Source organism: Blautia sp. MSK.20.85, assembly GCF_013317245.1.
In the GTDB taxonomy this organism is placed as follows: Bacteria; Bacillota; Clostridia; order Lachnospirales; family Lachnospiraceae; genus Blautia_A.
In genome coordinates this window covers 1-404 of record NZ_JAAIUN010000110.1, presented here as the reverse complement: position 1 = coordinate 404, position 404 = coordinate 1, and the positions used below count along the sequence as shown (strand labels likewise).

Genomic DNA, 404 nt, shown 5'->3' with positions numbered 1-404 from the left:
GAAGATAAAAGTCCATTTGGAACGTATCTTTTGATTGCACTGGTTGCAGTCGGAGCTGCGGCAGGAGGATATTACTTCAAAGTCTATAAACCAAAACATGAATATGATGACGAGGATGAGATGGAAGAGGATGAAGATGAATCCGAAGATTCAGAGTCAGAAAAACGGGAAGTAGATGATGCAGATGAGCAGGAAGAAAGTACAGAACCGGAAATCCTGAGAGATGAAGATTTTGACGATAATGTGCTGGAAGATGAAGAAGAGGAGCAGGAGTAAATGAAATTAGTGATTGCAGAAAAGCCATCGGTTGCGATGGCACTGGCTTCGGTACTGGGAGCCAGAACAAGAAAAGATGGCTACGTGGAGGGAAACGGTTATATCGTTTCCTGGTGCGTAGGACATCT

At 43.8% G+C, this 404-nt stretch carries 2 pseudogenes; both read left to right on the top strand.

The annotated features are described in order from the left end of the window. Positions 1 to 276 (top strand): annotated as a pseudogene (locus G5B12_RS17135) (CD1107 family mobile element protein); the annotation flags it as partial. Then, positions 277 to 404 (top strand): annotated as a pseudogene (locus tag G5B12_RS17720) (toprim domain-containing protein); the annotation flags it as partial.